This is a genomic window from Kineothrix sp. MB12-C1, from assembly GCF_030863805.1.
Lineage (GTDB): Bacteria > Bacillota > Clostridia > Lachnospirales > Lachnospiraceae > Kineothrix.
Genome location: NZ_CP132957.1, coordinates 2,915,419 through 2,938,590 on the forward strand (window position 1 = coordinate 2,915,419; position 23,172 = coordinate 2,938,590).

Consider the following 23,172-nt stretch of genomic DNA (forward strand, 5'->3'; position numbering starts at 1 on the left):
TATAAAAAGAGGAATAATAAGCCTTACAAGGCGGAGCAATTGAAGAATTGCTTTATTATTTCTCTTTTTTGTGATAATATAGGGATGTTAGAATTTTTTATATCTAAATTAAAATTTTATAATGTAGGGGCCAAAAGGTATTTTGTCCCCATGATACCTACGGATTGCTACGCACTTTGTGCTCTCACAATCCTAAAACATTCGAAATCCGCCCTATTTGGGCTACTTTCTCATGTTTTGCGGGTCCCAAAGTCATGTTTTTTCATGCAAGCATGAAACACATGACCTTTTGACCTTGGTATCATTTTATTAAAATAATATGATGATAGGCAGAGAATAGAAGATGAGTGAGACGATAAGAACTGAAAATGCGCCGGAAGAGGCTAAGGAGATTATCTCCAGAAATTTTATTGAGCAGATTATTGACAAAGATCTTGCAGAAGGGGTATATGATACGGTACACACGAGATTTCCGCCCGAACCGAACGGATATCTTCATATCGGACATGCGAAAAGTATTCTTTTGAATTATGGTCTGGCACAGCAGTACGGTGGCAAGTTCAATATGCGCTTTGACGATACGAATCCTACGAAGGAAAAGATAGAGTTCGTAGAATCCATCAAAGAGGATATCACATGGCTGGGAGCAGATTGGGAGGATCGTTTGTACTTCGCTTCCGATTATTTCGAGCATATGTATGAAGGTGCTGTGAAGCTGATTAAAAAAGGCAAGGCATATGTGTCCGATTTAACGGCAGAGGAGATGCGTGAGTACAGGGGAACCTTAACGGAGTCAGGAAAAGAAGACCCTAAAAGGGACAGAAGTGTGGAAGAGAACCTGAAACTGTTCGAAGAAATGAGAAATGGTGTATATAAAGATGGGGAAAAGGTGCTTCGTGCGAAAATCGATATGAAATCACCCAATATCAACATGAGAGACCCTATTATTTATCGTGTGGCTCATATGACCCATCATAATACCGGCGATCAGTGGTGTATTTATCCGATGTATGACTATGCGCATCCGATTGAAGATGCGATTGAGGGTATTACCCATTCCATTTGTACGCTTGAGTTCGAGGACCACAGACCTCTTTATGATTGGGTGGTGCGTGAATTGGAATATGAGAATCCACCGAAACAAATCGAATTCGCTAAGATGTATCTTACCAATGTGGTAACGGGTAAACGTTATATTAAGAAGTTAGTGGAAGATGGAATTGTAGACGGATGGGATGATCCGAGGCTTGTGTCTATTGCGGCACTTCGAAGAAGAGGATTTACACCGGAATCCATCAAGATGTTTGTAGACTTGTGCGGTGTTTCTAAGAGTAATTCCTCTGCGGATTATGCGATGCTCGAATATTGCATCAGAGAAGATTTGAAGATGAAGAGGCCGAGAATGATGGCAGCGCTCGATCCGGTGAAGCTGATTATCGATAATTATCCGGAAGATTTAGAAGAGACGATGACTATTGCAAATAATCTCGAGAATGAAGCGATGGGAACGCGTGAGGTTCCGTTTGGAAAGGAACTTTATATTGATAGAGAAGATTTCATGGAAGAACCTCCAAAGAAATACTTCCGTTTATATCCGGGCAATGAAGTACGTCTGATGAATGCTTATTTTGTAACTTGCACGGGATTCGTGAAGGATGAAAGTGGTAAAGTGACGGAGGTTCATTGTACCTATGATCCTGAGACGAGAAGTGGCCTTGGTTTTACCGGAAGGAAGGTAAAGGGAACGATTCACTGGGTACCGGCCAAGCAGGCAGTAAAGGCACAGGTTAGATTATACGAAAATATTATCGATGAAGAAAAGGGCGTATATAATGAAGACGGCAGTCTGAATCTGAATCCGAATTCATTGACGGTATTAGAGGAATGTTATTTAGAACCGGCGCTGGCGTCTGCAAAAGGGCTCGATAGTTTTCAATTTGTGCGTCAGGGGTATTTCTGCGCGGATGTGAAGGATTCGAAGCCGGATAGTCTTGTGTTTAACAGAATTGTGTCTTTAAAGAGTTCTTATACATTACCTAAAAACTAATTAACTAAGAACCAAGGAAAAAGAATACGTAGTAACAGTGAGGGGATTATACTGCACCGAGCAAAGCGAGTGTGCAAAAAACATACCGTGGCCGCTTGCGGACAAGGTATAAATAATTGGAGGTCTAGTATGTCTGGATTATTATCAGGGTTAGAACAATTTGGTCTAAGCGGCCTGGAAAATATGGATTTGTATGAAAAGCCGAAAAGGGAAGCGGCAGCGAAGACGGCAGAAGAGCAGGTTATTCAGGAACAGGACTTTTTATTCGACAAAACATTTACCTGCCCTATTTGTGATAAAGAATTCAAATCCAGAACTGTAAAGATTGGTAAAGCGAAGCTAATCGGTACGGATATGGATTTACGTCCTAAGTATGAGCATGTGGACCTGTTGAAATATGATATTATTATGTGTCCGAGCTGCGGATATGCGGCGCTCAGCAGATATTTTAAATTTATCACATCACCGCAGGCTAAGAGAATTAAGGAAATCATTTCCAGTAAATTCAAGCCGATTACGGTACAGAAGGATATATATACTTATGACGAAGCGTTGGAGCGTTATAAGCTGACACTTGCCAATGCGATTGTAAAGATGGCAAAGCCGAGCGAAAAGGCCTATATTTGTTTGAAAACTGCATGGCTTTTAAGAGGAAAGGGCGAAGCTCTGGATAAAAAGGCTCCTAATTATGAAGAAGAGAAGAAAAAGGTAAATGCTCAGGAAAAGGAATTCTTGAAAAATGCTTTGGATGGCTTCCTGGCGGCAAGACAATCGGAGAACTTCCCGATGTGCGGTATGGATGAGCCTACGGTGGATTATCTTATATCGGTGATTGCCACCAGATTCGAACAGTATGACGTGGCATCGAAGCTCATTTCCCAAGTAATCGCTTCTCCTAGTGTGAATCCGCGTATGAAAGATAAGGCGCGCGATTTAAAGGAACAGATCATCAAGGAAATCAGAGTGAAGAATGCGGCGAAATAGAGACGATGAACGATTTAACTATTGAACTGAATCAGGAGAGCACTAAGCATCTCTATGAACAGATTTATGAACATATTAAGCGTGAGATAAGGAAAGGGAAGCTTCTGAAAGGTGAGAGGCTTCCCTCTACACGTTCTTTGGCTGAATTTCTAACCGTATCGAGAAATACGGTCGACCTGGCCTATGAACAACTTGTTTCCGAAGGCTATATCGAGTCGAGACCTTATCGCGGCTATTTCGTATGTGAGATCGAAGGGCTGCTTGATCTGGAGGAAGAAAGAGACAGAAAGAAGGCAGAGGAGAAGGAGGCACAGGAAAATCATAGAAACAGATTTGAAAAAAGCCGGTTTTCTATTGATTTTTCTCCGAATGCTATCGATATGACGGCTTTTCCTTTTGCTACATGGAAAAGGATAACAAAAAATATTCTCGTGGATGCCAATAGTGAAATGTTCGCCTCCGGTTCTGTGAAGGGCGATTTGAAGCTGCGCGAAATTATCAGCCGTTACTTGCATTCCTCCAGAGGTGTGAACTGTCTGCCGGAGCAGATTATTGTAGGTGCCGGCAACGACTATCTGCTAATGCTCTTAGAGAAAATATTGGGAAGACATGTGAAAATTGCTATGGAAAACCCTACCTATAAAAGGGCTTACCGTATCTTCGATTCCTTTGCTTATCAAATTAACCCTGTGGAGTTGGATACTTATGGTATGAGTGTAGATGGATTGAAAAGAAGTGGGGCGGATGTGGCTTATGTAATGCCTTCCCATCAATATCCCACAGGAATCGTTATGCCGATAGGAAGGCGAATGGAGCTTCTCAAATGGGCAGAGGAGAAAGAAAATCGATATCTTATTGAGGATGATTACGATAGTGAGTTTCGGTTCAAAGGAAAACCGGTGCCCTCCTTACAGGCTTCGGACTGGGCCGGAAAGGTAATTTATATCGGAACCTTTTCCAAGTCCATTGCGCCAGCCATTCGTATCAGCTATATGGTACTCCCCCTGCCATTGTTAGAAATATATGAAAAGCAGTGCTATTTCTATTCCTCCACAGTATCTCGCATCGATCAGCATATACTAGGAGAATTCATTGAAAAGGGGCATTTCGAACGGCACCTGAATAAAATGAGGAAGATATACAGGGAAAAGCATGATTTGCTTTTAAATGAGTTGAGAGATATGGAAGAAGAGTTCGAACTATCGGGAGAGGGAGCGGGCCTTCACATCCTGCTTAGAAGTAAAAGAGGATGGAGTGAGAAACAGCTGTTGGAGGCAGCGGCATCCGTAAATATTAAGGTATATGGGTTATCGGAGGCTTATGTGGGATCGGGGGATGCGGAAGATAAACACAATACGGTGATTTTAGGATATGCAGCCTTAAATAAAGATCAGATTATAGATGGAATAAAAACATTAAGAACAGCCTGGAAGTGATTCCGGGCTGTTTTGATGTATAGAAAAGATCTTTCTATACTAAAATGTAAAATCGTTCATTCTATAGAATGAAAATTCAAATTATTTGTGGAAATGTACAAATATAAAATATAGAATTAGGTTAAAACATATATTGAATTAGTTAGTGTTACGTGTTACCATACAATTATTAAAAATAAAATTGTAAATGTTACCCAACACATATTGAATATAATATGAAACAGGGATAGCAGAAGGAGGAAAATGAATATGAAAAAGGTAATACCGGTAATGCTGACATTGTGTATGTGTATTACACTGTTGGCGGGATGCTCTCAGACTACACAGGAAAACAAACCGACGGCTGGGGTAAGTGAAACGCAGGGGATAGAAGGAACAGCCGATGAAGGCACACCGGCGGCAGGCGGTACGGTTAAGCTGCGTGTATGGGCAGGTCAGGATGACCAGGAGCTGATTCAGGATATGTGCCAGTCATTTGCGGCTGAACATCCTGAGACTACATATGAATTTGAATTCGGTGTGGTTGGCGAAAGCGATGCCCGCGCAAGATACAGCGAAGATCCTGCTGCGGCTGCTGACGTATTCAGCATTGCCAACGACCAATTAAGAGACTTGGTGAATTCATCGGCCTTGTATGAGATTACCAGAAATAAAGAAGAAATCATTGCCAACAATGTACCCGGATCGGTAGAGTCAGCGAGTATGGACGGTATCTTATATGCATATCCCATGACGGCAGACAATGGCTATTTTATGTACTATGATAAGAGTATATTCAGTGAAGATGATGTAAAATCGCTGAATAAGATGATGGAAGTTGCGAATGAAAAAGGCAAAAAGGTATTCATGGACGTATCGAACGGATGGTATATCGCATCGTTCTTCCTTGGAAACGGCGGTAAGCTGTGGATAGAGGATGGCAAACAAAGATGTGATTTCAACAATGCGAATGGACTTGAGGTAGCGGAAGCAATCAAAGAGTTTACGGCAAATGATGCATTTATTACAGGTGATGATTCCATTTTACAGGGTGGAATGGGAACTTCCATTGCGGCAGGAGTTTCCGGAACATGGAATGCAAGTGCAATGCAGGAAACTCTGGGAGAAAACTATGCGGCGACAAAACTGCCTGAATTCACATGCGGTGATAAACAGGTACAGATGGCGTCCTTCGGCGGATATAAGCTGATTGGCATCAACAGCCTTACCGCATATCCGGTAGAAGCGATGGATCTTGCAGAGTATCTGACAAATGAAGAAAATCAGATCAAACGTTTTGAAGTAAGAGGTCTTGGACCTTCTAATATTAAAGCAGGAGAAAGCCAGAGTATAAAAGAAGATATTGCGATTTCTGCCCTTGCACTGCAAAGCCAGTTTGCTTTTCCTCAAAACGATGTTTTAGGTGGTTTCTGGACGCCAACGGAAGCATTCGGTGCTACGATGGAGGCTAAGGATTATTCTGTATCCTTGCAGGAGCTGCTCGATAACATGGTATCACAGATAGAGATGAATTAAGGAAGGAATAAACACAGGCCCTGGAAGCTTGCCTCTCTGGCTTGCTTCTCAGGGTTTCTATTATTAGAGGAGAACTCTTATGTCAAGTACACAGCAAAAAAACAAAGGTATTACTTCCAAAGTGGCAGAAAGATTGCGCAGTTCAGGAAGAACAATAGCAGGAGGATTTTCCAATCTGCGTAATGCACTGGTAAAGGGCAGTTGGAAGACTAAGCTGACCTTTCTGATCATGGGCTTTGGAAATATTGCTCACGGACAGATTATAAAAGGACTATTGTTTTTAGCGGCACAAATAAGCTTCTTTTACTATTTTTTTGGTTTTGGATATCAATATATCCAACATATCGATACCCTTGGGGAAAATCAATTTTATAGGGTGTGGGATGAAGCCAGCCAGATTTATCGCAATACACCGGGAGATAATTCGCTGGCAATCCTGCTTTACAGTATTCTCACCATTTTTCTAGTAATCCTGCTCATTGTTCTTTACATATCCAGCATAAATTCAGCATACCAAACGGAGCAGCGTGTTAAAAGCGGAAGAGAGGCCTTGTCATTTAAAGAAGAATTAAAAAGTTTTCTGAATCAAAGACTGCACATTACCATGCTTTTTTTACCGGCGCTGGGAGTCATGGCATTTACTGTGATTCCAGTGGTATTCATGATCTGTCTTGCCTTTACCAATTTTGACCGGTTTCATCAGTCGCCAGGTAACTTATTTACCTGGATAGGGTTGGAGAACTTTAAGGACATATTCTGGCAGAGTCCGGTGAAATCCCGCACATTTTCCGGCATACTTGGCTGGACACTGATATGGGCGGTGTGTTCCACTTTTTTAAATTATATCTTTGGTATGATTGTTGCACTGATGATCAATAAAAAAGGGATTAGGTTTAAGTCTGTATTCCGTACATGTTTTGTTATTTCTATCGCTGTGCCGGGTTTTGTTACATTGTTGTTCATGCGGCAGATTTTGGCAGATCAGGGTGTGTTAAATGTTATTCTTATGGATGTCCTTAATCTGACCAACACCCCGATAAAATTCTTAAGCACGCCTACGCTTGCGAGAATCAGCGTAATTGTGGTGAACCTTTGGGTAGGAATTCCTCATACGATGTTAATCACTTCCGGCATCTTAATGAATATACCCCGGGATTTATATGAGTCTGCCGAAATCGATGGAGCAGGACCTGTAAAGCAGTTTATAAAAATAACACTGCCTTATATGTTGTTCATTACAACCCCGTATTTAATCACCCAATTTATTGGAAATATTAATAATTTTAATGCTATTTTTTTCCTGACAAGGGGAGAGCCGCTATCGCTTAATTATTATCAGGCGGGGAGTACGGATCTGCTGATTACATGGCTATATAAGCTTACAGTAGATTTTCAGGATTATAACCTGGCATCTACCATAGGAATTTTCGCATTTGCCATTTGCGCGGGGATATCACTGATTACTTTTAACATCACATCATCAGCAAAGAAGGAGGACGTTTTCCAATGAAAAGCAAACAGAAAATCAGCAATGGAATTATCTATGCTATCTTGTCCTTTTTATCCGTGGTGTGGATTCTTCCGATTTTATATCTTGTGTTGATGTCATTTCGGGGAGAAAAAGGAGCGTGGCTTGACGGATATATATTTCCGAAAGAGCTGACATTTTCTAATTACACCCGTTTATTTACAGAGACCAATCTGTTCAATTATCCACGATGGTTTAATAATACATTGCTGGTAGCGGCATGCTCCTGTTTGATCTCCACCATATTCGTGCTATTCACGGCATATGTATTTTCAAGAATGAGGTTTAAGTTAAGGCGTCCCCTGATGAATATTGTGCTAATTTTGGGTATGTTTCCCGGATTTATGAGCATGATAGCTATTTATCATCTTTTGAAGATCATAGGTTTGGATAAGAGCTTGATCGGTTTGATTCTCGTGTATTCGGGCGGGGCAGGTCTGACCTATTACATAGCCAAGGGTTTCTTTGATACGATACCCAAGGCGCTCGATGAAGCGGCAAAGCTTGACGGGGCTAGTAATTGGCAGATATTCAGGCGGATTACGCTGCCTATGTCAAGACCGATCCTGACCTATATTACGCTGACAACATTTATGGCGCCGTGGCTTGATTTCATTATGGCCAGTGTTATCATGAAGGATGATTATAAAAACTTTACCATTGCTCTTGGGCTGTTCCGGTTCCTTGAGCGGGAGAATATATACGAATATTACACCAGATTCTGTGCAGGTGCGGTGCTTGTCTCCATTCCTATAGCCATATTGTTTATCATTATGCAGAAGAATTATGTGGAAGGGGTTACGGGAGGATCGGTGAAAGGTTAAAGACAGGAGGAAAGCCATTGATAGATAAATTATCGGCAAGCCGGGGAGTGGCGGTTTTGCTTTGTGTAGTATGTTTGCTTTCGGGGTGTGGGAAGAATATTGCTTATGGGTATGAGGAGACAGCTTCCTGGAAGAATAATGTTCATGAACTTATTTCCGATACGGAGACGGTGCAGACGGTGGATGAAAACCGTACATGGTATGAAGTATTTGTCTATTCATTTTATGATTCGGACGGGGACGGTATTGGGGATATCAACGGAATAACGCAGATGCTCGATTATATATCCTATATGGGCTTTGATGGGATATGGCTGATGCCGATTCATCCGTCGCCTACCTATCACAAATATGATGTTACGGACTATTATGCTATTGATCCGGCTTATGGTACGATTGAGGATTTCGATCGATTCATGGAGGCATGCGATGAACGGGGGATAGCGGTCATGATGGATTTTGTTATCAATCACACGTCCTCAGAGCATGATTGGTTTATTCAGGCCAAGGAGGCGTTAGCTGCCGGAGAAGAAGATAATCCTTATGTTTCCTATTATCATTTCTCCAAGATGAAGGGGAACGGCAGGTGGGAGAAGGCTACGGGGGAGTGGTATTATGAATGCCAATTCTGGAGCGGTATGCCTGATCTGAATCTTGATGATCCGGAACTTAAAAAAGAACTTGAAAAGGTAATGGAATTTTGGTTAAATAAAGGAGTATCAGGACTTCGCCTGGATGCGGTCAGGGAATATGAAACGGGTAATCAGGATAAAAATATGGAGATTATGAGATGGGTCAATGAAACAGCAAAATCCATCCGCCCGGACACCTACGTTGTCGGTGAAGCATGGGATACTAGTATAGCTCTTTATCAGTTATACGACAGCGGTTTGGACAGCTTTTTTAATTTTCCTTTTGCCATGGCGGAAGGAAAGCTGGCAAAGTCTTTATTGTTAAAGTCCCAGAAGGCTTCTGATTATGCCGATGCACTAGTGGTGATGGAAGAGGAAATTCACGCCCATAATCCCAATGGGGTGGATGCTCCGTTTTTTACCAATCATGATACGGCTCGGGCGGTAGGCATTATGCGTCAGCAGCCGGAACTGATCAAAACAGCATGGGGCATGAATCTTATGCAGGCCGGGAATGTCTTTGTTTATTATGGCGAGGAGATCGGCATGAGTGGATCGGGAATTGATGAAAACAAGAGACAACCGATGAGGTGGACAGATGGACGGAGTGAAGGAACGCCTTATCCCCCGCCAAACAGCGAAAGTGTTGAACATAAATTTCCGCCGCTGAATGAGCAGATTCAGGATGATCAATCGATACTGCAATATGTAAGAAGTGCGATTCACATTAGGAAAAAATATCCTGAAATCGCAGGAGGAAGAGCATCAGTGCTTGCGATAGAAGGCGGGGATAAGGTCAGCCTGCTCATGCGCACATTGGGAGAGGAAAAGGTCTATCTTGTATATAATCTTGGAAGCGAAACAGAGCAGATTTCTCTGGATCTGGAAGCTGAGATTTGTGATGGATTATACACCGCACAAGAAGAGGCAGTATATAACGAGGGGATGCTTACACTCCCGCCGTACTCCATTGTAATTATGAGATAAAGGTAACTGAACAGTTACAGATAAAGAAAGGTAACGCAAAGGTATGTGTGAATGGCTTGAGCAAGCTTGCTTTTATGAGATATATCCCCAAAGCTTTTATGATACGGATGGGGACGGAATAGGAGATTTGAACGGGATTATAGAGAAACTGGATTATATTGCCAGGTTGGGCTGCAATGCGCTCTGGATCAATCCGTGCTTTGTTTCTCCATTTTATGATGCGGGGTATGACGTTGCGGATTACTGTAAAATAGCGCCCAGATATGGAACCAATGAGGATGCCAGGCGCCTGTTTAAGAAGGCTCATGAAAAAGGTATACGGGTACTGTTCGATCTGGTGCCCGGCCATACATCCATCGATCATGAATGGTTCATCAGGTCTATGGAAAAAAAGAAAAATGAATATTCAGGAAGATATATCTGGACAGAAAATCCATGGGAACACTTTGCCGGCATGAAGAATATTACCGGTTATTTAAATGGTATATGCGAGCGGGGAACCTGTGCGGTAAACTTTTACACCACGCAGCCTGCTCTCAATTATGGTTTTGCGGAGCCTGATCCGGATAAGCCATGGCAAATTTCCCCTGAGCATCCTGATGCTCGTGCTACCAAAGAGGCTATGTGGGATATTATGGAATTCTGGCTTTCTATGGGCTGTGATGGATTCAGAATTGATATGGCTCATTCGATGATTAAGAATGATGAGGATGGTAAAGAAACCATTAAGTTCTGGCAGGAGATCAGAAGAAGACTCGATACTAAATTTCCGGAAGCGGTAATCATCTCCGAATGGGGTGAGCCTGATCGATCGATTGAAGCAGGATTTCATATGGATTTTCTTCTGCATTTCGGCCCTTCTCATTATAATGACCTGTTCCGTGACCATCCTTATTTTGCAGGCAAGGGAGACCTGTCGGAATTTATCCCCTATTATAAGATGGTCAGCAAAAAGGCCGGGGATAGGGGACTTATCTGTATCCCGTCAAGCAATCATGATATGGCACGCATATCCAGGCATTTGAGTGAAAGAGAACTTAAGCTGGCTTTTGCATTTCTTCTATCCATGCCCGGTGCGCCATTTATTTATTATGGGGATGAGATCGGCATGCGTTATATGGAAGAACTTCCGTCCGTGGAGGGAGGATATGAACGAACAGGGTCACGTACGCCCATGCAATGGGATAGAACCTTAAATGCCGGTTTTTCCAGCGCCAGAACACAGGATTTATATCTGCCGGTAGACCCGGAGGAAGATTATCCTGATGTGGCGACTCAGATGTCAGATCCGGATTCCCTGTATCACACGGTGAAAGAGCAAATCAGACTGCGCAAAGAGTATAAGAGTCTGCACAATTATGCTTCTGTTACCTTTATTCAGGATGGGACGGACGGCAAATCGCTGGTCTACTTAAGAGAAGGCAGAAGCGGGCGAAAAGATGACTCCGTTAAGATTCTGGTGGCAATTAACCCTTCGAAGGAAGAGCGCATAATTCCTCTTGAAGGATTAAGAACGGATCAATTGATTTACCAGTGCGGACAGGTGAGCGCCGGACAGGATCGGATTGAGATGGAAGGGGAAAGTGCAGCATATTTTACGGTCAGGGAGGACTGATAATGCCTACGATAAAAGAGATTGCCGAGATTGCTGGAGTGAGCCCCAGTACAGTATCCAACGTCATCAATGGTCATACGAATAAAATGAGGCCTGATACACTTGCAAAGGTACAGAAAATCTTAAAACAGGAAAACTATGTATCCAATATGGGTGGACGGTTGCTGGCTAAAAATGGCTCAAGATTGATTGTGCTGATTATGACTTATACCAGACGGGAAGAGAAAAATGCTGTGCAGGATCCATTTTTCAGTGAGTTGATTGGTGCACTTGAACAGGAAATCCGGGAATTAGGTTATTTCATGATATTATATACCAGTTCTTCTGCGGAAGAGAGCTTGAGAATGGTGGACGCATGGAACGTTGAAGGGATAATACTGCAGGGCTGTGCGCCCTGGGATTGCTCCACCTATATGAAAAATACGCATATTCCTTTGGTATTTATCGATACTTACTTTGAAGAAGGCGGCGAAAAATTCATCAACATAGGGCTTGAGGATAAACGGGGCGGCGAGCTAGTCGCTGAACATTTGATTGAGCAGGGACACAAGCGTATTGCCTTCCTGCTCGATGAACAATATCCTTTTGGTGTAGATGCTGAAAGACTGAAAGGGTTCATGAATATCATGAAGAAACATGAAATACAATTTTCCAGTAAAGATGATTTTTATGTATTCAGCTATCGTAAAAAGGAGAGAGAAGCGTATTTCAAGGAGTTTGCCAAGACTCATCTTCATAAATATACGGCATTGTGCTTCGCATCGGATTTTTATGCGGCTGATGTTGTCAATACGTTTCGGGATATCGGTGTCGACGTACCGGAGCAGGTTTCCATCTGCGGATTTGATGATAATATTTTTGCTTCTACCTGCCGTCCCATGCTGACCACAGTCAGGCAGGATGTAACGGAGAAAGCGAAGCTTGCGGTGAACCGCCTGATGCAGATGATTAGAAATGAACCCATTGAGGAAAAGGATACGAAGCTTCCGGTGGAGCTGGTGGTGAGGGATAGCATTAAGAGGATGAAACAATGATATGTGAATCGGGAAAACGAAGAATATAGTATCGTAAGAATTTCAAAAGCGATATAAAGTATACACAAAAGCTCTATTGATGTCACATCATAAAGTGTGACTCAATAAAGCTTTTATTGTTGTATAGAACTAGAGTGTTAAATTACATAATGAAATCCTTACTACATTACAGTGCGCTATCGCTGTCATCGAAAAACTCCTCTACCTTCGATTCAGCTGTTTTGGCTGCTTCATTTACAGCCTCTACTGCCGCATGAGCAGTATCTTTTGCGGTATCCGCCGCAGTCTGTGCCGCATCACCCAGAGTATCTGCTGCAGTCTGCGCTGCTTCGCCTATAGCATCGGCGGCATCCGTAGCCTTCTCTGCTCCCAAATCTACATAATTGCGCATGCTATCCTTTATGTCGCTACCGCCGTCGAGGTCGTCACCAAAGTCATCAAAGTCATCGTCATCCAAGTCGTCACAACAGGAAGCATCCTTATTCTGAAAATAGTAATAAGCGCCGGCTGCAACAGCGCCTGCGACAGCAGTAAACATTAATAACTTACCAAATTTTTTTGCCATATATTGACTCCTTTCAATTTCGCGGTTATAGCACTATATTAATACTATTCTCTCAAAATGAAAAGAGAATATGTATAAAAAAACCATTATTTTTTTCTTAAAATAAAAAGAGGCAGTTTTATTGAAGTAAAAAGGGGAATATGCTATATTAAAGTATGACTAATAAAGTCAATGGCAAAATATTTTTTGCCCGACATCATAACATATGCATAGGAAAAGGATTTGGAAAATACGGTGAATGAGAAATTTTTCGACATAAAAAAAGAAAAACAGGATAGAATCATCAATGCAGCCCTAAAAGTGTTTGCTCGGAACGGTTATAAACATGCCAGCACCGATGATATTGTGTCGGAGGCTGGTATTAGTAAGGGGCTGTTATTCCATTATTTTATAAGTAAACTTGGGTTGTATGAGTTTCTCCATGACTATAGTGTACGTTTTATGCATTTGGAGCTCTCTACGCGTGTCAGTAAGAAGGGGAATGATTTTTTCCTCTTGAGAGAGCAGATAGAAGGGGCGAAGCTGCAAGTGATGAAGAATTATCCTTATATGCAGCAATTTATCGATAGTATTCCCTATGAGAATGTGAAAGAGGCACTGCTTGCCACAGAGGAGAAGAAGTATGTGTTAAAGGAGACGATAGAAGGTATTTTGGCACAGGCCGACCTGTCACGCTTTCGTGAGGAGGCCGACCCGGCAATGATATCGCTATCCATAGATTATACGATTCAAGGTATGATGAAGAAGAGCTTTTTAGAGGATTCCTTTCATCCAGATATGATGGCGGAAGAGATAAATGGATATTTACATATGGTAAGGAATTTGTCCTATCATCCGTAAAGCTTATTTATTCATTTTGTAGGGAGCATCGGCCGGATAACCGCCCTTTAGCTTCTGCATTCCCCTCTGGACGGCATCCTTGGAATTCTTCCAATCGGCATCCTGATTGCGATAATCGAATTTTTCGACGAGCCATGAGACGTCCTGAGCCATTCGGTTCATGTTTTCTTCCATCAGGGAGAACATTTCCGGATAGAAGGACGTCTTTTCTTTATCGCTGAGTTTGCTTTCAGCGGCCTCACATAAATCTCCAAAGTGAGAAAGGCAGAAACCTTTGCTTTTTTTAATTTTTTCCCGAAATTCACTATCTTTTTGATACATAATGAAAAAGGTATCCACATATCTTTCATAAGTATCCTGGAACTGTTTGCAAATATAACAGGAAGCCTCCTTTTCGGCAGCCCAAATGCCGATAGGATTCTGACGTCCTTCGTTCTTTTTAAGCTTGCTTCTAAAGGAAGATTTTTTATAAGTAAAAGCCTTGAATTGCTCCTCCATTTCCTGAGTCATCTGCTGATAATGAGTTTTCAGAATCCAACCGTTTCCCAAGGTGTTACCGTAATCGAACATTTTTTTGAAATGAGTTCTGCAAAAGCCTGCTTTATCCGTAGCGCTTCGTATATCGCTTTCCATATAGGAAGATCCGGATCCGAGTACGAAATCGAGCAGATCCTGTTCCACATTACGTTCCACAAGGCAAAATGGACATTCATCCCCCTCGTTTACCGCATCGTTTAAAGGGATAGTATATAATTTTTCTTTCATCGTTCAAAGCCTCCAAATCCAAGGTGTATATAATAACCAACAATTGTAACAGTTCAGATACCTTCACTGTTACATGCAAAAATCCATGAGAATCGCCTACGGCGATGGGATTTTTGCCAGCAGCATTTACGTTTTCTTACGGTCAGCGCAGCAAATGCGCAGACCTGTCTGAACTGTTACCAATAACTCCTTTATTATACATGAAAAAATCAATAATTGTCGCTTATTATAAAAAAATATGATAAAATTGTATTAACTATTATTACTGTTCACAGCCACTATTCCGCGAAGTCAAAATCGCGATGCCAAATGCTTTATCTTGGCATTTTTATGCGATTTTGCAAGTGCTTCGGGCGCCAAATTGCATGTTCTTTGTGCAATTTGTGTGATATTGTTGCTGTGAACACCATAGGTGTGAACAGTAACTAACTATTCAGTAGATTTACGCATTTACAAAACATAAAAGAAGAAGATAGGTTGGGAGGGGTATGTATGAGCAAGTTTTTAGTGGCGGGAATTGTACAGAAGGAAACGATAGTAAAGGTAGATAAAATCCCCATCGAATACTCAGGAGTAACGAATAAGCCGAATACAATCTTTATCAATACGGGAGGAGATGCATATAACGAATCCCTGGCTCTTAAGTGGCTCGGTAATTCCGTGGACTTGATGTCTATGATAGGAATTTCGGATAGTATGGAGCTTATTAATCCCAAAGACAGTGAAGTAAAGCTTGAGACCGATTACATATTGCCGAGACTCTATCATACACCTACGGCTGTTGTATTTTATGATGATAATCGGAATCAGCAGGTTTTCGAAGATATTAAGGATTTAAGAGATATAGAATATGATTTGCATTTATTCAAGGAGAGGGCGGCGCGCGCGGAGATGCTCATACTTTCCAACGCTAATTTCTGTCGTCCGCTGATTGAGATAGGGAAAGAGCTTCGCAAACCGATCGCAGTTAATATAAGAGAGTATAATGAGAATAAAATTCATTATAACGAAGATTATCTGAAAGCGGCTGATATCTTATATGTAAGTGATGATCATCTTATAGAAGAGCCATATGAATTCGTGAAGTCTCTGGCAGCGAAATATCGTCCGGAAATTATTATTTTAGGTCAGGGTGCGGAGGGACTCATATTATATGATAAGAATAAGAATATTATTGCCCACTATAATACCGTGAGAACACATGGCGTTGTGAATACGGTAGGTGCCGGTAATGCACTGTTTTCCTGTTTCCTTCATTTCTATAATAAGACGAAGGACTCCGTGTTCGCGGTGAAGAATGCCCTTCTTTTCGCCTCTTATAAGATAGGATTCATGGGGACGTCCAATGGATTCATGACGGAGGAGCAGATTGTGCAGTGGCGCAACTTGATTTGGCGGGACGGAAGGTAGGATGGAAGAGTGAAAGCTGTAGATATGCATTGTGATACAATTTCTAAGCTATATGAAATGGCCAAAGAAAAAAGAGAGGAAGATCTTCTGAGAAATCATTGTCATATCGATTTACAGAAGTTAAAAAAGGGGGATGCTTTGCTTCAGAACTTCGCTATTTTTATTGACAAGGGGAAAGTGGATAACCCCTTTGAAGAGTTTGTACGCATGGCAGATTACTATTATATGGAGCTTAAAAAAAACGGGGACATCATTGCCCCTGTTTTTTGTTGGAATGACATTGAACAAAATAAGAGAGACGGGAAGATATCGGCTCTTCTTACGGTAGAGGAAGGGGCAGTCTGTAAAGGAGATACTGCCTATGTAAGAAGTTTGTACCGTCTGGGAGTACGGATGATGACACTTACCTGGAACTATGTGAATGAAATCGGCCATCCCAATATAAATAAGAGATCCTATGAGGGAGAAAAGAAGGAGAATACGAAGATTCCCTTTTATAAAATTGCCGATATGAAAAACGGGCTTACCGAGGTGGGTAAGGAAGTTGTAGAGGAAATGGAACGGATCGGGATGATTATCGATGTCTCTCACCTGTCAGATAAAGGATTTTACGATGTACTTTCCGTTACAAATAAGCCCTTTGTAGCAAGTCATTCCAATGCGAGAACGATATGCTCCTGGGTGAGGAATCTAACGGACGATATGATAAGGAAATTGGCGCTTCGGGGAGGTGTAATAGGGCTTAATTTCTGTCCTGATTTTCTGACGGATGTGTCAGAAAGCGAAACTGACCCGGGTACCATTGCGAGTATTGTGGAACATGCGAAATATATCACGAATGTCGGCGGCATTGACTGCCTTGGTCTGGGGAGTGATTTCGATGGTATAGAGGGCCATGGAGAATTGCCGGATTATTCGTATCTTCCCATGCTTTCAGATGCCTTGATGAAAGCAGGTTTTCGGGAAAGCGATGTGGAAAAGATCTTTCATGGCAATGTACTGAGCATTTATAAAGAACTATTATAAAGTAATTTCTATATTTTACCATATGAAAGGAAACGAACAACAAAATACAAATATTAACATACTTAGCAATGTGCCCGTTTCATTTCGCGATATATAATCTAAGATATAGAAAGCTACGGGTGTATCCTCCGTCATCAGTCGGGGATATGCGATGAGACTAGGAGGATGAGTGGATGCAGTACGGACATTTTGACAACGAGAAGCGAGAATATGTAATTGATAGAGTGGATATTCCCACTTCGTGGACCAATTACCTCGGCGTACAGGATATGTGCGCAGTAGTGAACCATACCGCGGGCGGTTATATGTTCTATAAGACGCCGGAATATCACAGAGTAACTAGATTTCGGGGAAACAGTATTCCCATGGACCGGCCGGGACACTATGTGTACATAAGAGATAATGATAGTGAGGACTACTGGAGCGTTTCATGGCAGCCGGTAGCCAAGTCTTTGGACGAGGCGAAATATACATGCCGTCATGGTATGTCTTATTCGGTGTATGAATGTGATTACAGCAAGATTAAAGCGACGCAGACTTTGGTGGTTCCGCTGAATGATGCGGTAGAATTATGGGATGTGACGATTAAGAATGAGGATGATAAGCCGAGAAACTTAAGTCTCTTTTCTTATTGTGAATTCTCCTTCCATCATATTATGATCGATAATCAGAACTTCCAGATGAGTTTATATTGTGCGGGTTCTTCCTATGAAGATGGAATTATTCAGCACGACCTTTTCTATGAAGAGTTCGGTTACCAGTATTTTGCATCCAACTTCGACCCCGATGGCTATGATTGCCTGAGAGATAAGTTCATAGGGCTGTACCATACGGAAGATAATCCGATAGCAGTGGAGAAGGGACAGTGCAGCGGTTCTTATGAACTCGGTAACAATCACTGTGGTTCCTTGCAGAAAAATATAGTATTACAGCCGGGTGAGGAAGTCCGGGTTGTATTTATGCTGGGAGAGGGTACGAGAGAAGAAGGCAAAGAAATCAAAGCAAAATACAGCGACCTTTCCGTTATGGATAAAGTATATGAAGATTTGAGGGCATATTGGAATAATAAATTCGAGAAACTGCAGATTCATACACCTAACGAAGGTATGAACACATTAATCAATACATGGACCTTATATCAGGCAGAAATTAACGTAATGTTCTCACGGTTTGCTTCTTTTATCGAAGTAGGCGGACGTGTGGGGCTGGGATACCGGGATACCGCACAGGATGCGATGACAGTTCCTCATTCCAATCCGGAGAAATGCAGACAGCGTATTGTAGAGTTGTTGCGCGGTCTTGTGTCAGAAGGATATGGACTGCATCTGTTCCAGCCGGAATGGTTTGAGCCGGATGTGGAAGTGAAGCCTTTTAATTCGCCGACCGTTATTCCATCGCCGGACAAGGATAATATTGTACATGGTCTTAAGGATGCATGTTCTGACGATGCTTTATGGCTTGTTTCTTCTATTGTAGAGTTCATAAAAGAAACCGGAGAGAAGGATTTTGTGGATGAAGTCATCACTTATGCGGATGGCGGCGAAGGTACCGTATACGAGCATATGATGAAGATTCTGGATTTTTCCGCGAAACAGGTAGGAGCAACAGGCGTTTGTAAAGGGCTTCGTGCGGATTGGAATGACTGCTTGAATCTTGGAGGCGGTGAAAGTGCGATGGTCTCATTCCTTCACTACTGGGCAATCGAGAACTTTCTTGAGCTTGCTAAATATTTGGGCAGGGACGAAGAAGTTAAGAAATATACAGAAATGGCAGAAACGGTAAAGACGGTGTGCAATGATGTGTTATGGGATGGAGATTGGTTTATCCGCGGTATCACTAAAAATGGCAAAAAGATCGGCACGCATTTAGATATAGAAGGAAAGGTACATCTGGAATCTAACTCATGGGCAGTGTTGTCAGGAGCTGCGGATAGGGAAAAGGGAATTCGTGCTATGGACAGCGTGGATGAATATCTCTATACACCGTGGGGAATTATGTTAAATGCACCCTCCTATACGGTACCGGATGATGACATCGGTTTTGTAACGAGAGTATATCCGGGTGTGAAAGAAAACGGAGCGGTATTCTCTCATCCGAATCCGTGGGCATGGGCGGCTGAATGTAAATTAGGACGCGGTGACCGTGCGATGAAATTCTACGATGCATTATGTCCTTATTATCAGAATGATAAGATAGAAGTCAGGGAGGCAGAACCTTATTCCTATTGCCAGTTCATTATGGGACGCGACCATACGGCACATGGTAGGGCGAGACATCCATTTATGACAGGAACGGGCGGCTGGGCTTATTTCTCCGCAACGAGATATATCCTCGGTATGAGACCTCAGTTCGATTATCTGGAAATCGATCCTTGTGTACCGGCAGATTGGAAAGAATTCTCCATGGTGAGACAGTGGAGAGGTACCGATTATCAGATCGAAGTAGTAAATCCTGACGGTGTGATGAAGGGAGTAAAGGAGCTCTATCTGAATGGGGAAAAGGTAGAGCGCATTCCGCTTATGGATAGAGGAACGACCAATCGCGTAAAAGTAGTGATGGGCTAACAAAAGAAGGGAGAGGAAGAAATGATTAAGTTCGGAACAGGCGGATGGCGTGCTGTAATAGGGGATGAATTTACAAGGGCCAATATTCAATTGATGGCAAAGGCTCTCAGCGATAAAATGAAAGCGGAACAGGTAGCAGATAAGGGGATTGTAATAGGATACGACAGAAGGTTCCTTGCAAAAGAGGCGATGCAGTGGGCAGGACGTGTATTCGCTGCCGAAGGGATTACGGCATATTTAATCAATAAATCATCACCGACCCCCCTTATTATGTTCTACACGATGCAGCATGATTTTCCTTATGGAATGATGGTCACTGCCAGTCACAACCCGGCAATCTATAATGGAATAAAGGTATTCACGGCCGGAGGCAGGGACGCGAATGAGGAACAGACGAAGGACATCGAGGAATACATTGAAAAGATTTCCGCGGATGACGTGAAAGAAATAGAATATGAAGATGCTCTTGAAAAGGGGTTGATCAAAGAGATTTACCCTTTGAATGAATATCTGGATAATATTATTTCTGCGATCAATATGGAAGCGATAAGAGAGCGTGGTCTGAAAGTAGTGCTTGACCCGTTATACGGCGTGAGTGAGACCTCTCTTTCTACCATACTCCATACGGCGAGGTGCGAAGTAATTACCATTCACGATAGGCACGATACTCTGTTCGGTGGCAAACTCCCGTCTCCTTCGGTATCTACACTTCGCCCTTTGCAGAACGCAGTGCTCGATTACCGGGCGGATATTGGAATTGCTACGGATGGAGATGCTGACCGCATCGGTGTTATTGATGATACCGGACGTTTCTTACATCCTAACGATATCCTTGTACTTTTATATTACTACTTAGTAAAATATAAAGGCTGGGAGGGACCGGTCGTACGTAATATCGCGACTACCCACATGTTGGATAAGGTAGCTGAGCGGTTCGGGCAGAAATGCTATGAAGTTCCTGTAGGCTTCAAGCATATTTCCTCGAAAATGAATGCTACAGGTGCGATTATAGGAGGGGAGTCCTCCGGCGGTCTTACGGTGCGTGGTCATATTCATGGTAAGGATGGTATTTACGCAGCAGCACTTTTAGCGGAAATGATCGCGGTAACAGGCAAGAAGTTATCCGATATTTATAGAGAGATCGAGTTGGAATGCGGTTATATCTTTATGGATGAGAGGGATTATAAGTTCACGCAGGAGAAGAAGGAGCAGATGCATAAACTTCTCATGGAGGATAAGCAGCTTCCCGAACTTCCCTTTGAAGTGGAAAAAGTATCTTATCTGGATGGAAGCAAAGTATATTTCAAAAACGGTGGATGGGTAGTCGGACGGTTCTCAGGAACGGAACCTCTTATTCGGGTATTCTGTGAGATGCCTACATTGGAAGAGGCGAAAGCAGTTTGTGATATCTATGAGAAATTCCTGGGATTAGAACAATAGACTTATATGGAATAAAATGAGAAAGGATTGCCTGTAGGGCAGTCTTTTCTTGATTCTATGAGAATACCTTGTTACACTAGAGAAGGAAGCTATTATGGTACGGATATAGATGAAACAGGAACGAAGCAGAAGTGGGGGCTATCGGATGGATGTGTTAGCGGAGAAAATAATCGAAAAAAAAGCGAGCCGGAGAGCGAAGAGAGAAGAGAAGAAGCAGCCGCTGAAATGGAGCATGATAATTGTTCTTATTTTATGCTGGGCGCTGCCCCTTAGTATTATCGCTTATGCGATGTTGTATGTGACGACAAGTAAGATAAATAAGCAGATGGAGAGGACGATCGTCACTTCTGCGGATAACGCGGTGAAGATATGTGAAATGCAGATGAGTGCAGCTATTACTGCGTCGCGTAATGCATCCTATCTTCCGACGATTAAGGAAAGTTGGCAGCAGTATATGAAGGATGGGAACAAGACTGCTCTTTATGGAGAAGTGATTCGCTTTCTGGAACAACACTATCGTTATGATGATCACTTTTTGTATACGACTTTGCTTTTTACCGAACATCCTGACGAGCCGTATTATACCTCGCAGTCAGGAAGCGCAAATAACCTGGCATATAGGAATAATCTTTACTTTATGGCGAAGGTACATCCTCTGGTGATGGAAATCTATCCGCAGTTAGATACGGATATAAAGCTGCTGAATGTGGAGGGTCATATTTATATGATAAGAAATATGATGGATTCCTCTTACCATCCATTTGCAGTGATCGTAATGGAATTGGATCAGGAAAGTTTATTCGGAAGCCTGGAGAGCACATGGGGATATACGGACAGTCAGATTTACGTGGATGGAGAGCTTCTGGTGGAGTCGCTGGATAGTGAAATGCAGGTGAATATGGAGAACTTCAAGACAAGAAGCCGTAATGCCAGACTGATTCAAGAAGGCGGGGAGTATTATGCCTATGCCATAAGAAAGCCTGATATTCATTATATGGGGTATGTAATTAGTCTGGATAGACAATTGATTATCGACGAAACGGCGGCGATAACATATGTATTTGCTTTTTTTGTATCCTTTATGATTCCGCTTTTTGCTATCGTCTCTATTTTCTTCCACAGAAAGGTTACCAAGCCGATAGAAGGCCTGATTAAGGCATCTCATATTATTGAGGAAGGCGAGTTTGGATATCAGATAGAGGGGGCGGGTAATAGCCAGGAATTTCAATATCTTACAGATGCATTTAACAGCATGTCGGAGAAGCTGAAGCATCAGTTCGAGACAATCTACTCCGAGGAGCTGGCGCTGAAGGATGCCAGGATTATGGCGCTACAGTCACAGATCAATCCGCATTTTCTTAATAATACGTTAGAGATTATCAATTGGGAAGCACGAATTAATGAAGATTACAAGGTAAGCCAGATGATAGAGAACTTGTCCATTATGCTGGAGGCGACGATGGATAGAAGACATCGGCGCTTTGTTACGTTGGTAGAGGAGCTGTCCTATGTAGATGCGTATCTCTTCATTATTTCCCAGCGTCTGGGAGAGCGTATGAACGTGGAGCGGAATGTGGATAATAGTCTATTCAACGTGAAGATTCCACGTCTGATCATACAACCCATCATTGAAAATGCGGTGGAACATGGTATTATAGGACAGCCGCGGGCGCGGGTAACATTAAATGTGTTTGCGCAGGAAGATAAACTGATCATCGAGGTGCGCAATACGGGAACGTTGTCTAAGGAAAGCGAGGAGAAGATCGTTGCGTTGTTAGACACTGAGTCTGAGCCGAATGAAATTAGTTCTGCCAGTCTGGGAGTGCGTAACGTGAATCGAAGAATTAAGATTATTTACGGAGATGAGTGCGGACTTACTGTTAAAAATGACGAAAATAACGAAACAGTAAGTAAAATTATTGTCAAAATGGATACAACAACAATAAAAGACAATAAATAG

18 protein-coding genes are annotated in these 23,172 nt (G+C 42.4%); 16 read left to right on the plus strand and 2 right to left on the minus strand.

The annotated features are described in order from the left end of the window. The first annotated feature begins 343 nt into the window (after positions 1 to 343). The 9 genes from RBB56_RS13345 (at position 344) to RBB56_RS13385 (ending at position 12,602) form a co-directional block, all read left to right on the plus strand. Positions 344 to 2,047 (plus strand): glutamine--tRNA ligase/YqeY domain fusion protein, encoded by a 1,704-nt coding sequence (locus RBB56_RS13345; protein WP_306719463.1) that lies wholly within the window; start codon positions 344 to 346, stop codon positions 2,045 to 2,047. Positions 2,048 to 2,176: 129 nt separating this feature from the next. Next, on the plus strand, positions 2,177 to 3,031 hold the full coding sequence (locus RBB56_RS13350; RefSeq protein ID WP_306719464.1) for a DUF2225 domain-containing protein: 855 nt from the start codon (positions 2,177 to 2,179) through the stop codon (positions 3,029 to 3,031). A gap of 5 nt (positions 3,032 to 3,036) precedes the next feature. Beyond that, positions 3,037 to 4,467 (plus strand): MocR-like pyridoxine biosynthesis transcription factor PdxR, encoded by a 1,431-nt coding sequence (gene pdxR, locus RBB56_RS13355; protein WP_306719465.1) that lies wholly within the window; start codon positions 3,037 to 3,039, stop codon positions 4,465 to 4,467. 249 nt (positions 4,468 to 4,716) lie between these two features. Further along, positions 4,717 to 5,982, plus strand: coding sequence for an extracellular solute-binding protein (locus RBB56_RS13360; protein ID WP_306719466.1), 1,266 nt, complete (start codon positions 4,717 to 4,719; stop codon positions 5,980 to 5,982). Between the two features lie 79 nt (positions 5,983 to 6,061). Beyond that, positions 6,062 to 7,492 carry a carbohydrate ABC transporter permease gene (locus RBB56_RS13365; RefSeq protein ID WP_306719467.1) on the plus strand — a complete coding sequence of 477 codons (1,431 nt, stop codon included), beginning with the start codon at positions 6,062 to 6,064 and terminating at the stop codon, positions 7,490 to 7,492. Continuing rightward, on the plus strand, positions 7,489 to 8,334 hold the full coding sequence (locus tag RBB56_RS13370) for a sugar ABC transporter permease (RefSeq protein ID WP_306719468.1): 846 nt from the start codon (positions 7,489 to 7,491) through the stop codon (positions 8,332 to 8,334). The genes RBB56_RS13365 and RBB56_RS13370 overlap by 4 nt, the downstream gene beginning before the upstream one ends. Before the next feature lie 17 nt (positions 8,335 to 8,351). Further along, positions 8,352 to 9,953 (plus strand): alpha-amylase family glycosyl hydrolase, encoded by a 1,602-nt coding sequence (locus RBB56_RS13375; protein WP_306719469.1) that lies wholly within the window; start codon positions 8,352 to 8,354, stop codon positions 9,951 to 9,953. 43 nt (positions 9,954 to 9,996) lie between these two features. After that, the gene (locus RBB56_RS13380) at positions 9,997 to 11,568 is read left to right on the plus strand and encodes an alpha-amylase family glycosyl hydrolase (RefSeq protein WP_306719470.1); all 1,572 of its coding nucleotides are present in this window, start codon (positions 9,997 to 9,999) and stop codon (positions 11,566 to 11,568) included. A 2-nt stretch (positions 11,569 to 11,570) separates the two neighbouring features. Continuing rightward, a complete protein-coding gene (locus tag RBB56_RS13385) occupies positions 11,571 to 12,602 on the plus strand; it encodes a LacI family DNA-binding transcriptional regulator (RefSeq protein ID WP_306719471.1) in 1,032 nt (343 codons plus the stop codon). Between the two features lie 166 nt (positions 12,603 to 12,768). Here the strand turns inward: RBB56_RS13385 and RBB56_RS13390 are convergent, their stop codons facing one another. Next, a complete protein-coding gene (locus RBB56_RS13390; protein WP_306719472.1) occupies positions 12,769 to 13,167 on the minus strand; it encodes a hypothetical protein in 399 nt (132 codons plus the stop codon). Positions 13,168 to 13,401: 234 nt separating this feature from the next. Between RBB56_RS13390 and RBB56_RS13395 the strand changes: the two genes are divergently transcribed. Then, positions 13,402 to 14,007, plus strand: coding sequence for a TetR/AcrR family transcriptional regulator (locus RBB56_RS13395; protein WP_306719473.1), 606 nt, complete (start codon positions 13,402 to 13,404; stop codon positions 14,005 to 14,007). 3 nt (positions 14,008 to 14,010) lie between these two features. On the opposite strand, the gene RBB56_RS13400 is transcribed toward RBB56_RS13395, so the two are convergent. Continuing rightward, positions 14,011 to 14,772, minus strand: a complete 762-nt coding sequence (locus RBB56_RS13400) for a DUF6062 family protein (protein ID WP_306719474.1) — start codon at positions 14,770 to 14,772, stop codon at positions 14,011 to 14,013. A gap of 492 nt (positions 14,773 to 15,264) precedes the next feature. Between RBB56_RS13400 and RBB56_RS13405 the strand changes: the two genes are divergently transcribed. The 6 genes from RBB56_RS13405 (at position 15,265) to RBB56_RS13430 (ending at position 23,172) form a co-directional block, all read left to right on the plus strand. After that, entirely contained in the window at positions 15,265 to 16,182 is a 918-nt protein-coding gene (locus tag RBB56_RS13405; RefSeq protein ID WP_306719475.1) for a carbohydrate kinase family protein, read from the plus strand. Between the two features lie 9 nt (positions 16,183 to 16,191). Further along, positions 16,192 to 17,208 (plus strand): dipeptidase, encoded by a 1,017-nt coding sequence (locus tag RBB56_RS13410; protein ID WP_306719476.1) that lies wholly within the window; start codon positions 16,192 to 16,194, stop codon positions 17,206 to 17,208. Between the two features lie 173 nt (positions 17,209 to 17,381). Next, positions 17,382 to 19,772, plus strand: a complete 2,391-nt coding sequence (locus RBB56_RS13415) for a GH36-type glycosyl hydrolase domain-containing protein (protein WP_306719477.1) — start codon at positions 17,382 to 17,384, stop codon at positions 19,770 to 19,772. Between the two features lie 21 nt (positions 19,773 to 19,793). After that, positions 19,794 to 21,212: a phosphoglucomutase/phosphomannomutase family protein gene (locus tag RBB56_RS13420; protein WP_306719478.1), complete on the plus strand. Its 1,419-nt coding sequence runs from the start codon at positions 19,794 to 19,796 to the stop codon at positions 21,210 to 21,212. 57 nt (positions 21,213 to 21,269) lie between these two features. After that, positions 21,270 to 21,485 carry a hypothetical protein gene (locus RBB56_RS13425; protein WP_306719479.1) on the plus strand — a complete coding sequence of 72 codons (216 nt, stop codon included), beginning with the start codon at positions 21,270 to 21,272 and terminating at the stop codon, positions 21,483 to 21,485. Continuing rightward, complete coding sequence (locus RBB56_RS13430) at positions 21,445 to 23,172, plus strand: sensor histidine kinase (RefSeq protein ID WP_306719480.1); 1,728 nt, start codon at positions 21,445 to 21,447, stop codon at positions 23,170 to 23,172. The genes RBB56_RS13425 and RBB56_RS13430 overlap by 41 nt, the downstream gene beginning before the upstream one ends.

Excerpts from the sequence above, each read along its gene's own strand:
- RBB56_RS13405 (WP_306719475.1), top strand. The coding sequence starts at position 15,265 with ATGAGCAAGTTTTTAGTGGCGGGAATTGTACAGAAGGAAACGATAGTA.
- RBB56_RS13385 (WP_306719471.1), top strand. The coding sequence starts at position 11,571 with ATGCCTACGATAAAAGAGATTGCCGAGATTGCTGGAGTGAGCCCCAGT.
- RBB56_RS13430 (WP_306719480.1), top strand. The coding sequence starts at position 21,445 with ATGATAATTGTTCTTATTTTATGCTGGGCGCTGCCCCTTAGTATTATC.
- RBB56_RS13360 (WP_306719466.1), top strand. The coding sequence starts at position 4,717 with ATGAAAAAGGTAATACCGGTAATGCTGACATTGTGTATGTGTATTACA.
- RBB56_RS13380 (WP_306719470.1), top strand. The coding sequence starts at position 9,997 with ATGTGTGAATGGCTTGAGCAAGCTTGCTTTTATGAGATATATCCCCAA.
- RBB56_RS13425 (WP_306719479.1), top strand. The coding sequence starts at position 21,270 with ATGAGAATACCTTGTTACACTAGAGAAGGAAGCTATTATGGTACGGAT.
- RBB56_RS13345 (WP_306719463.1), top strand. The coding sequence starts at position 344 with ATGAGTGAGACGATAAGAACTGAAAATGCGCCGGAAGAGGCTAAGGAG.
- pdxR (WP_306719465.1), top strand. The coding sequence starts at position 3,037 with ATGAACGATTTAACTATTGAACTGAATCAGGAGAGCACTAAGCATCTC.
- RBB56_RS13400 (WP_306719474.1), bottom strand. The coding sequence starts at position 14,772 with ATGAAAGAAAAATTATATACTATCCCTTTAAACGATGCGGTAAACGAG.
- RBB56_RS13415 (WP_306719477.1), top strand. The coding sequence starts at position 17,382 with ATGCAGTACGGACATTTTGACAACGAGAAGCGAGAATATGTAATTGAT.
- RBB56_RS13350 (WP_306719464.1), top strand. The coding sequence starts at position 2,177 with ATGTCTGGATTATTATCAGGGTTAGAACAATTTGGTCTAAGCGGCCTG.
- RBB56_RS13420 (WP_306719478.1), top strand. The coding sequence starts at position 19,794 with ATGATTAAGTTCGGAACAGGCGGATGGCGTGCTGTAATAGGGGATGAA.
- RBB56_RS13390 (WP_306719472.1), bottom strand. The coding sequence starts at position 13,167 with ATGGCAAAAAAATTTGGTAAGTTATTAATGTTTACTGCTGTCGCAGGC.
- RBB56_RS13370 (WP_306719468.1), top strand. The coding sequence starts at position 7,489 with ATGAAAAGCAAACAGAAAATCAGCAATGGAATTATCTATGCTATCTTG.
- RBB56_RS13365 (WP_306719467.1), top strand. The coding sequence starts at position 6,062 with ATGTCAAGTACACAGCAAAAAAACAAAGGTATTACTTCCAAAGTGGCA.